Below are 10,129 nucleotides of genomic sequence, written 5' to 3'. Positions count from 1 at the left end.
CACCAGAACCCCGCGGTGCCGCAGCTGCATTATGCGGGGGTCGCCGCCGCCGTTGCGGGGGGGCCCACCACGGTGGCCGCCGGCGGCGGGGCGGCGCCCGCCGGCCGTTACGCGGGGGCGGCCAGCGCCGAGGCGCGGGCCGCGTTCGCCGCGGCCGCGCGGGCGGGAGCAAGCGCGGAACGGGCGAAGCGCGCCACCGCGGAAACGGTCCGCCAAGCGGACATCGCCAAGGACGGGGCCGGCAAGGCGCGAGATGCCGCGACGCGAGCGGTGTCCTATGCGGAGGCTTCGGCGAGCGCCGCGGCGAGCGCGGCCCAGCATGCGGGCAACGCCGTCAACGCGGCCGAGCTGGCGATGCGGCACGCGGACAATGCCTACCGTGCGGCGGAGGACGCGTTGCAGGCGGCCGAGACGGCCCAAGTCGTCTACAAGTCGGCGCGCGAGGCGGACGCCGATCGGCTCAAGAGCGAACTCGAGCTCGAGCTGTCCTTCGCCCGGCACATCAGTGCGGAAGCCGCCAAGGCCAAGTTGCAGGACGCTCGCGGCTTCGGAGTGCCGATGGGCCGCTATCACACTCCGCAGATCGACGCGCTGATCGCCGAGGCCACCGACACGCGGACCGATCCCGCACTGGCGGTCGGCAAGGCGCGGGAAGTGGCCCGATACTTCGTGACCGTGCCCGGAACGTGGACCAGTTCGGCGGCCATGTCCGCTCTCGGCGAGGACGATGACGTCCTCGTCCTCCAGTTCGTCAGGAGCGGGCTCGCGGCCGCCGAGGAGCAGGACGACCGCACGACGCTGACCGGTCTCATGGTCACCGGCACCCCGGCCATGAGAGCCGCTGCCCAGAACACTCTCGGTGGCGGGTGGCCCGGCGTCATCGAGTTCCTCAACGACCCGCGCTACCCCGAGCGAGCCGCCGAACAACGGGAGCAGGTCGGGCGGATCCTCGCCGAAGCCCGCGGCGCCGGCAACACCGAGACCGAGAAAGCGGCGAACACCGCCCTGCGCTCGGACGATCCAGACGCGCTGAAGAAGTTCCTGGACGTGACGCACAACACCACGTACACGATCGACATCCGGTCGAGGGTCGGCGCGATCGCCGGGGATGACGCCAACGGCACCGAGGTGCGAAACGGCGCCCAGATCGCGCTCGCCGGCACGACGGCGATGCAGGTCGAGTTCCTGGAGGTGGAGCGGCACCGTGCGGCCGAACGCGACTACGCGACGGCCACGCACAACTACATCGCCACCTCCTTGATGATCGAGACCTCGCAGATCGCGCAGAGCGCCGTCAAGTTCGCGCGCACCGCGCAGGCCGCGGCGGCAGAGGCCCGCGGTGCGGCGGAGGAGGCCATCGGTTACGCGAACGACGCCGGCGAAGCCGCCGAGCAGGCGCGGAAGTACGCGACCGAGGCCGTCGCCCACGCCCAGGACGCCGCCGCGTCCGCCGAACGAGCCGCGCAGGCCGTTCGCACCGCCGCCGCCGCGACTCAGCAGGCCCAGCAGTCGGCCGGGAGGGCGTCCCTCTCGGCCCGCTGGGCACGCGCCTCGGCTGTTTCGGCGGCGAAGGACGCGGCCAGCGCCTTCGCCGCCTACGACGCCGCGTACGGGGCGCAGATCCTGGCCGGCAACAGCGCGTCAGAAGCGGCTCGCATCGCTGCGAAGATCTTCGAAGACTATCGGGAAGAGGCCAAGGCCCGGCTGAACGAACTCAAGGCCGAGTGGTACGGGCACTGCAAGTGGGGGCCCGAGGACGGCCTGCCCGGATACCACGACTGCAACGCCTACGTCGAGAAGATCCTCAACGATCCCAAGGGGCCACTCCACGACCCGGACGGCTACGCCCAGGAACGAATCCAGCACTGCAGGAGCCAGTTCGTCGGCAAGGCCCAGGACGCCTGCATGTCCGTCGTCCTGAGCCCGCTCTTCTCCTTCGCGGCAAGGGGGATCTCCGACCGGGAGACCGAAACCCACCGCCTCGCCGAGGAGTACATGGCCCTGACCGGGCTGGACCTGCTCAACGGCGCCTCCCAATGGTCGTTGGCGAACAAGTGCAAGAACGCCGCCAAGGGCGGCGTCGTGACCGGGGGGAAGAAGTTCTCGGACTGCATCACCGGCGCCCTGGACCTGTCCGAAGACCCCGACTGGGACAAGTACGCGAGCCAGTGGAAGGGCACCTTCGTGGAGTCGCTCGTCCCGGAGGAGCTTCGGTTCGCCGAGTACAACTCGGAATGGGGAACGATGTACCTGCGCGAGCACCTGTCCGATCGGACCATCCTCTCGGCGATTCACGAGTCCGACCTGGCGACATCACTCCTGCGCATCCTGCCGATCGGATGCGTTCAGGACGGCGGGCAGTGCCCGTACGCGGATGCCGCGCGACAGCTCAAGAACGTGAGCGAGTCGATCAAGCTGCTGAACAACCAGGGTTATATCGTCGACGCGTCCGGGCGGGTGCTCGATGCGAGCGGGCTGCCGATCGCGAGCCTGCCGCCCATCGATGATCTCGCGAAATGGGCGAACTATACGGTCGAAAGCGGGCTGCACGACGACCTGGCGGCCCTCGAAGACCGTCTCAGCCTGCTGTACAGGCAGGAGTTCGGGCTGCCCATGGCGCCCCCGGCCTGGCACCTCGAGACACAGCTCGCCTATCGCGTCGCCACGCGGGAGGTGACGCTACGCGAGAACACGCTCCGGCTGGTCATGAACAACCGTGGCGGCGTCTGTGACGCGGTGCCGATCGACGGCACCGCGCTCGACCAGCGGCGACAGGTCGTGGCCGGGTGCGTCCAAGCCATCAAGATGTTGCTTCCGGCCGACACGACCATGATCATCTACTACCCCGATCCGGCGAATTCGGCAGAGCTACTCGAGGTCACCGTGCGTGGCGTCGGCCGCTGGCTGGACTGACCGAGGCCCTTGCCGGAAAAGGCCTCGTACCACCCACCCGGACCTCGCGTGTCCGTCAACCTGAAGATCTCCTGGCCGCCAGCCTGGATCAGGCCGGCGGCCCACCGGGAGAAAATCCTGACCGTCCACAGACGCTCAGGTGCCGAACCAGTGCATCGAGAACCACCAGGTCTTCCCCCGGCTCGATCGTCTGCGGGTTCAGCGCGATCGCGTCGTCGGGTACGCCGAACACACCGACCGCGATCCGCGGGTCCCCGTCCCACAAAGCCCGCACCAACCCGTCCCGGGTCCAGCCGCTGGTTGTCAGCAATCGGACAACCGCTCGCCCGTGCGGCTGGCCCGCCTCACTCGGGTACCCGCGCTCGGCGACGACACCCGGCACTCCGCGCAGGCCGACAACCCACCGGTCGACAATCTGCTCATAGCTCGCGAGCAGTGCCTCCTCGTCCTGCTCCAGCGTCCACTCGACCGCGGCGTACAGCCCGAGCAGCTCTTCCTTCCCGACCTTCATCCCGCGCCCGATCTGCTGATTCGGCGACGCGTGCGCCCGGCACCTGTCGACGATCCACCGCTTCCCCAGCACCAGCCCGCTGGACTGCGGTCCGCGCAAACCTTTCCCCCCGCTGAAGATCACGGCATCCGCACCGAGCTCCGTGGTGAATCTCCACAGCGAGGAGACGGGCGGGATCTGGGCCGCCGCATCCACGATCACCGGCACAGCCGGTGGACCGGCGAGTTCCCCGGCGACTCGGATCACGTCCTCGATCGGCAGAGCGTCCGCCGCGTAGTGGGCGCCGGCGAACCACAGTACGCAGGCGGGGCGTCGTACCAGGGCGGCTCGGAGCTCCTCGATCGACGGACCGACTTCGACGATGCGGGCACCGGTCAGGCGGGCCGCGTAGTCGTAGCCGTTGCGCTGGCCGGTGAACATGACGACCTCGGCATCGGCCGGGAACGCCCGCGCGGGCTCACCGACACACGACGCGACCGTGAGGGTGATCGCCGCCGCGGCACCAGACGTCACGCAGGCCGCCTCGTTGCGGGTGAGCGCGGCCAGGCGCTCACCGACGCGGTCGTGGAGTTCGGGCAGGTCGACGAAGTGGGCCGCCCCCTCCGTCATCGCCTTCAGCGCCGAGGGCGGCATCAGCGAGCCGCCCAGCGCGGTGAGTGTCGCGGAGGCGTTGATGACGGCCCGGACCCCGAACGGATTGGTCATACGAGGAATCTCGACATCGGTGGTACGCCGGAGAGTCCGGCCAGCCAGGCATCCAGGAAGTCGTTGTCGGTGCCGTCGAGGTGGGTCAGCTTGTAGACACTCGCGGCGGGCAAGGCCCCGATCAGTGCGGCGCACCAGTCGGGATCATCGACGGCGAGCAATGTCCGAGCGGTCACCGCGGACGCGTGCCGGACCGGGTCGAAGTAGGCGAGAGCATGGTCGATGATCCGCGCCGACGAGCCGGCACGGAGGTGATCGTTGAGCTCCTCGAGCGGATAGCGGCTCGACTTCAGCCGTGCCTCTGCCGCCCGGTAGAACAGCAACTCCGCGAGCCGGACCGCGCTGAACCCGGGCCGCCGCGCGGCCGTCAGCAGCGCCAGGTCGTCCCCGCTCACGGCCACCCGCGCCGGATCGACCTCCTCCAGGCTCATCAGGAACTCCGCGGCCCGCAGGCAGTCCGCCGCGATCCCGCGATAGATGTACGACGCCGGGTCGTCGATGCCCATCGTCAGCAATCCCGGGTACGCCGCCGAGAACCCTTCGTCGGCCAGCCGCTGACCACGGTGCGTCAGGGCGAACACGACGTACCGGCGCCGATCGTTCGGGTGCGGCACGAGGTTGACGCTCCCGTGGCGCGGCGTCTGCAGGAGCGCGGGAAACGGCCCGTCACCGGCCGGGATGCTGAGATGACCGAAGACGCGGTACGGCCCGATGCTGGTGAGCCGCACGGTGTAGCTGGTCGCCTCGTCCGTGGTCCGTGCCGGCACCAGGTCGAGCCCGGGCCGAGCGGAGATCGCGGCCAACTCCTCGTCGACGGCGGACCAGTAGCTGTCGAAGTCCATCGGTTCACCGTCCCGGGCTGAGGTGTTCGGCAAGGAAGTCCTCCACGATCCGCATCACGCCCGGCAGCCCGGCGTGGTGCGCGCAGTGCGGGTAGGCGTGCAGGGTGGTCTCACAGGTCAGCACCCGCCGCAGCGCGAACCCGGTCTCCGGCGGGCACACGTCGTCCTCGAGCCCGAGGTACAGCAGCGTCGGCGCCCGCACCTTCGGCGCGAAGTTGAGCCCGTCGTAGTACGCGACCGTCTCCCGTACCCGGTCGACGTCCTTCGGGTGCACCCGCAGGTACTCGTTGATCTCCTCGTACGGATACGACCGGGTCAGTGTCGGCGCGGTCATGATCCCGCACAGGTACGGCGCTCCCGCCGCGACGCACCGGATCACGTCCGGCATGAGCGCGGCCGTCGAGATCCCGAGGCCACCGCCCTGACTCGACCCCTGCAGTCCGATCCGCAGATCATCGACTTCCGGACGATCGAGCAGTACCTCGACCGCCCGCACCACGTCGAGGTAGAACCCGCGATACCCGTAGGTGTTGTGATCGATGATGTTGTGCGTCAGCAATCCCGGGTAGCCCGGGTTGAACACGTCGTTCGACCGCAGCTTTCCGCGCGGCGCGACCGCGAGCGCGGCGTACCCGAGCTCGGACCATTCCTTCGGGATCGTCGGCTCGGAGATGTAGCCGGGGATCGTCACCAACGCCGGGTGCGGGGCCGGCCGATCGCGCGGGACGGTGTACCAGCCCGCGATCCGCAGACCGCCATAGCTGGTGTAGCGCAGATCGTGGACGATCACCTTGTCCGTGGACAGCGATGGCATTTCGGTGAGGACCGGGTCCAGCGGGTACGACGCGCAGTCCGCCAGGCCGGCCGCCCAGAAGTCGTCGAAGTCGTCCGGCAGCTCGACCTCGACGATGGCGTTCTCGGGGTCTCTCAAGAGTGTTCCTCTCGATGGGGGGCGTGCAGCGCGGTGCCGTCGGAGGCCTTGAACAGATGCAGGCGGTTCTGGTTGAAGCCGACGTACACCGTGCTGTCATGACCCAGCCGGAACGGCACCGGGACGCGGGCCTTCAGTAGCTCGCCGTCGATCCGGACCGTGACGAGGACATCCGGGCCGAGCGGCTCGGACACGAACACCTTCCCGGGCTGATAGCCGGCGACCGGGGTCGGCGACAACGTCACGTCCTCCGGCCGGACGCCCAGGACGACGGCCGGGTCGTCCGGCGAAACGTCGTACCGGCCCAGCTCCTGACTCAACGCGCCGCTGCGGAAGGTCCGGACGCCGTCGACGTCGGCCAGTTCACCGGTGACGAAGTTCATCGGCGGCGAGCCCATGAACGACGCGACGAACCGGTTCGCCGGCCGTTCGTAGATCTCCCCCGGCGTCGCGCACTGCTGGACGACGCCGTCGCGCATCACCGCGATCCGGTCCGACATCGTCATCGCCTCGACCTGGTCGTGGGTGACGTAGATGAACGTCCGGGCGACATCCACGTGCAGCCGCTTGATCTCCGCGCGCATCAGCACCCGGAGCTGCGCGTCCAGGTTGGACAACGGCTCGTCGAGCAGGTACGCGCCGGCGTCCCGTACGATCGCGCGACCGAGCGCGACCCGTTGCCGCTGACCACCGGACAGCTCGCGCGGCTTGCGATCCAGCAGGTCCTCGATGTCCAGCGTCCGGGCCGCCCGCAGCACCTGCTCCTCGATCGTCGCCTTGGGCACCCGCATCATCTTCAGCGCGAACCCGATGTTCTGCCGGACCGTCTTGTGCGGGTAGAGCGCGTAGCTCTGGAACACCATCGCGACGTCGCGCTTGTTGGCCGGCAGCCAGCTGACCGGCTTGCCGTCGAAGAAGATGTTGCCCTCGGAGGCCCGTTCCAGGCCGCAGATCATGCGCAGGGTCGTCGACTTTCCACAACCGGACGGGCCGACCAGGGTGAGGAACTCCTGATCCTCGATGGTCAGATTCAGGTCGTTCACCACGGTCTTGCCGCCGAACGACTTGGTGACGCCTTCGAGTCGAACCTCTGCCATCTGTCAGCCCTTCACGGATCCGGCGGCCATGCCCTGGACCAGCTTGCGCTGGAAGAGCAGGGCCAGTGCCAGGGGTGGGACGACCGCCAGCACGCCGGCCGCGGCCATCACGGTGAACTGGGTGTTGAAGTCGGTGGCGAAGTTCGCCGCCACCACCGGGATCGTCTTGGCCGCCTTCGTGCTGGTCAGGAACAACGCGAACATGAACTCGTTCCACGCGGTCATGAACGCGAACACCGCGGCCGCGACCAGCCCCGGCGCCGCGACCGGCAGGAACACCGACCACATGGTCCGGAACCAGCCGCACCGATCCACCCGGGCCGCCTCCTCGAGCTCGCGCGGCACCGAGCGGAAGAAGTCCTTCAGGATCCAGATCGTGATCGGCAGCGCGAACGTCGTGTACGAAAGGATCAGCGCCAGGTAGGTGTCCAGCAGCCCGAACGTCCGCATCAGCAGGTAGAACGGGATGATGATCGCGATCCCCGGCACCATCCGGGTGAGCAGGTAGAGCATGAGCAGCACCTGACTGCCGCGGAACTTCAGCCGCGAGAACGAGTACGCCGCGAACGTGGCCAGCACGAGATTCAGGATCGCCGTCGAGGTGGCGACGATCAGACTGTTGCGTAAGGAGTACGGCGTCTCGTCGATCGCCCGGCCGCCGACGAGTTGCTGGGCCTCACTCGGATGGATGAAACCGAGATAGTTCTCCAACGTCGGACGGTCCGGAATCCAGTGCGGCGGAACGGAGATCGCGTCCACCTCGTGCATGAAGCTCATCGCGACGATCCAGTAGAACGGCAACACCAGATACAGCGCGAACACGACCGCCAGCACATACAGGACGATCTTCTTCCAGGGGATGCGGTAGCGCAGGGGAACCTTCACCACGGTGCTCATACCTCGAAGTTCCCCTTCCGGTAGAGCAGGCCGATGTAGCCGACCGAGATCAGCAGGGTGATCGCGGTGATCACCCAGGCGTAGGCGCTGCCCAGGCCGACGTCGGTGAAGGTCAGGACGGTCTGCACGTCGAGCAGGGCGATGGTGGTGGTCGCGTCGCCCGGTCCGCCACCGGTCAGTACGTAGATGGTGTCGAAGGCGCGGAACGCGTTCATCGTCTCGAGGATCAGCACGATCAGCAGTGGGTGCAGCAACCACGGCAACGTCACCTGGACGAACCGCTGCACCGCACCCGCTCGGTCGACGGTGGCGGCGTCGTACAACTCCGAAGGGATCGTCGACAGTCCGGCGAGCAGAATGATGACCGAGAACGGGAGCGTGTTCCATACCTGGGCCAGTGCGGTGAACAGGAACGCGCCGGTCCCGGACGTCAGCCAGGCCTGGTATTCGGCGATCAGTCCGAGCTGCGTCAGCAGACCGTTCAGGGCGCCGGTCTTCGCGTCGAAGATGGTCCGCCACATCAGGCCGTTCACCACCCCCGGCATCGCCCAAGGCAGCAGAGCCAGGCTGAGCAACAGACCGCGGCCGCGGAACCGCTCGTTCAGCACCAGCGCCAGGATCAGCGCGAGTACGACGGTCAGCCCGAGCACCACGAGGACGAACAGGGCCGACACCTTCAGCGCGGACAGGAACGCCTGATCGCTGAGCAGGGCCTGGTAGTTGTCGAAGCCGATGAACTGCTTCGCCCGCGGGCGCTTCAGGTTGTCGCGTTGCAGGCTGACCCAGAACGAGTACGCGATCGGGTAGGCGACCAGCAGGGCGATCACGATCATGGCCGGCGCGTTCAGCGCCCATGCCTTGGCGCTGTCGCCCAGCGGCCGGCGTTCGGCTTGGACGGCCATCCTCAGCTGTACTTCTTCTTCAGCGTGGCAGCGGACTGCGCCAAGCTCGCCACCGCCGCGGACGGCTGCGTCTGGTTGCTCAGCACGCCCTGCACGACCTTGTGCATCTCGGTTTCGAACTCGGTGTACCACGGCATGCCGAGCACGTTGCGCGGCTTGGCGATCTCGCCCAGGTGGGCGTAGATCGCCGGGTCGGCGAACTTCTTCAGCGACGCGGTGATCTCCGGGTCGGTCGCCATCGACCGGTAGGCGAATCCGAGACCACGCTGCAGGAACCAGAACTTCGCGGTGTAAGGCTGCTTGTTCGCATCGAGTCCGCCCAGGTAGGTGAGCAGCTTGAACGCGTTGTCCTTCACCTCGGTGTCCTTGGCCAGCGCATAGAGCCGGGTGTTGCTGACCGTCCCGTGCACCTGACCGTCGAGGCTCGGTATCAGCGCCATCCGGATCTTGCCCGCGGCCTTGGACTTGGTCGCGTCGTTGTAGTCGCGGCTGGCGTACCGCGCGCCGATCGTGTACGCGTACCGGTTCGCCTTCATCGCGTTGTCGATCGGGACCGGCAGCAGTTGCAGGCAGGCCGGGTCGATCACCTTCGACTTGTTCGCCGCCTGCTGCAGCCAGGCGAAGACGTCCTTCACCACGGTGTCGGTGGTGTTCATGATCGGCGCCTGCTGGTCGTCGAACATGTTGCCGCCGCTGCCGAAGACCAGCGCCCACACCCAGGACCACCAGGTGTCGGACAGTTGCGCCGGTACGCCGATCGGGTACTTCAGGAGGCCGGCGTTCTTGATCTTGACCGCCTGCGCCTCCAGCTCCTCCAGGCTGGCAGGGGGTTTCGTGATCCCGGCCTTGGCGAGGATGTCGGCGTTGTAGGTCAGGCAGTTGGAGTCGGTGTAGTACGGCAGGCCGTAGCGCTTGCCCTGGTACGTCATCGCGGAGGCGTTGCCCGGGTAGATCGCGGCGTACACCTCGTCGACGCCGGCCATGCCGTCGAGTGGCTGGAGGTAGTCCCCCTCGACCCAGCCCGCGAGGGAATCGTCGTAGACGTAAAGGGCGTCCGGGCCGCCGCCGCCGGTGAACTCGGCGACCACCTTCTGAACGTACTGCGCACTCGTGATCGGGGTGTAGTTGACCTTGATTGTGCTGGTCTTGGTGAAGTTGTCGAGGTTCTGCTGGACGAGTGCGGCCTCGTAGTCCCAGCCCTCGAACTTCACGCTGCCGTCGCCGGAGCCCGCGGACTTGTCGTTGGAGCAGGCGGACAGCAGGGGCGATGCGGCGGGCAGGGCCAGGCCGAGGCCTGCGTACTTCAGGATCTGGCGGCGGTTGAGCTCCAT

7 protein-coding genes and 1 pseudogene are annotated in these 10,129 nt (G+C 67.9%); 1 reads left to right on the top strand and 7 read right to left on the bottom strand.

The window, feature by feature from the left end; all coding sequences use genetic code 11:
- Positions 1-2,913, top strand: a pseudogene (locus tag AB0B61_RS33610) (hypothetical protein); the annotation flags it as partial.
- A gap of 88 nt (positions 2,914-3,001) precedes the next feature.
- Here AB0B61_RS33610 and AB0B61_RS33605 read toward each other — a convergent pair.
- The 7 genes from AB0B61_RS33605 to AB0B61_RS33575 are packed head-to-tail and all read right to left on the bottom strand — an operon-like array spanning position 3,002 to position 10,129.
- Positions 3,002-4,129, bottom strand: coding sequence for a hypothetical protein (locus AB0B61_RS33605; RefSeq protein WP_358440505.1), 1,128 nt, complete (start codon positions 4,127-4,129; stop codon positions 3,002-3,004).
- A complete protein-coding gene (locus AB0B61_RS33600) occupies positions 4,126-4,971 on the bottom strand; it encodes an acetylxylan esterase (RefSeq protein ID WP_358440502.1) in 846 nt (281 codons plus the stop codon). Before AB0B61_RS33600 ends, AB0B61_RS33605 begins: the two co-directional genes overlap by 4 nt.
- A 4-nt stretch (positions 4,972-4,975) precedes the next feature.
- The gene (locus tag AB0B61_RS33595) at positions 4,976-5,902 is read right to left on the bottom strand and encodes an acetylxylan esterase (protein ID WP_358440500.1); all 927 of its coding nucleotides are present in this window, start codon (positions 5,900-5,902) and stop codon (positions 4,976-4,978) included.
- Positions 5,899-6,999, bottom strand: coding sequence for an ABC transporter ATP-binding protein (locus tag AB0B61_RS33590; RefSeq protein WP_358440497.1), 1,101 nt, complete (start codon positions 6,997-6,999; stop codon positions 5,899-5,901). The genes AB0B61_RS33595 and AB0B61_RS33590 overlap by 4 nt, the downstream gene beginning before the upstream one ends.
- 3 nt (positions 7,000-7,002) lie before the next feature.
- The gene (locus tag AB0B61_RS33585) at positions 7,003-7,896 is read right to left on the bottom strand and encodes a carbohydrate ABC transporter permease (RefSeq protein ID WP_358440494.1); all 894 of its coding nucleotides are present in this window, start codon (positions 7,894-7,896) and stop codon (positions 7,003-7,005) included.
- Entirely contained in the window at positions 7,893-8,798 is a 906-nt protein-coding gene (locus tag AB0B61_RS33580; protein WP_358440491.1) for a sugar ABC transporter permease, read from the bottom strand. The genes AB0B61_RS33585 and AB0B61_RS33580 overlap by 4 nt, the downstream gene beginning before the upstream one ends.
- 2 nt (positions 8,799-8,800) lie before the next feature.
- Complete coding sequence (locus tag AB0B61_RS33575; protein ID WP_358440488.1) at positions 8,801-10,129, bottom strand: extracellular solute-binding protein; 1,329 nt, start codon at positions 10,127-10,129, stop codon at positions 8,801-8,803.

The sequence above is a fragment of the Nonomuraea sp. NPDC049158 genome, from assembly GCF_040648335.1.
Lineage (GTDB): Bacteria > Actinomycetota > Actinomycetes > Streptosporangiales > Streptosporangiaceae > Nonomuraea.
The sequence above is the reverse complement of the archived record's forward strand: the minus strand, read 5'-3'. Positions and strand labels throughout refer to the sequence as shown.

Coding starts and splice junctions, on each gene's coding strand:
- AB0B61_RS33605 (WP_358440505.1), bottom strand. CDS start 4,129: ATGACCAATCCGTTCGGGGTCCGGGCCGTCATCAACGCCTCCGCGACA.
- AB0B61_RS33600 (WP_358440502.1), bottom strand. CDS start 4,971: ATGGACTTCGACAGCTACTGGTCCGCCGTCGACGAGGAGTTGGCCGCG.
- AB0B61_RS33590 (WP_358440497.1), bottom strand. CDS start 6,999: ATGGCAGAGGTTCGACTCGAAGGCGTCACCAAGTCGTTCGGCGGCAAG.
- AB0B61_RS33585 (WP_358440494.1), bottom strand. CDS start 7,896: ATGAGCACCGTGGTGAAGGTTCCCCTGCGCTACCGCATCCCCTGGAAG.
- AB0B61_RS33580 (WP_358440491.1), bottom strand. CDS start 8,798: ATGGCCGTCCAAGCCGAACGCCGGCCGCTGGGCGACAGCGCCAAGGCA.
- AB0B61_RS33575 (WP_358440488.1), bottom strand. CDS start 10,129: ATGGAGCTCAACCGCCGCCAGATCCTGAAGTACGCAGGCCTCGGCCTG.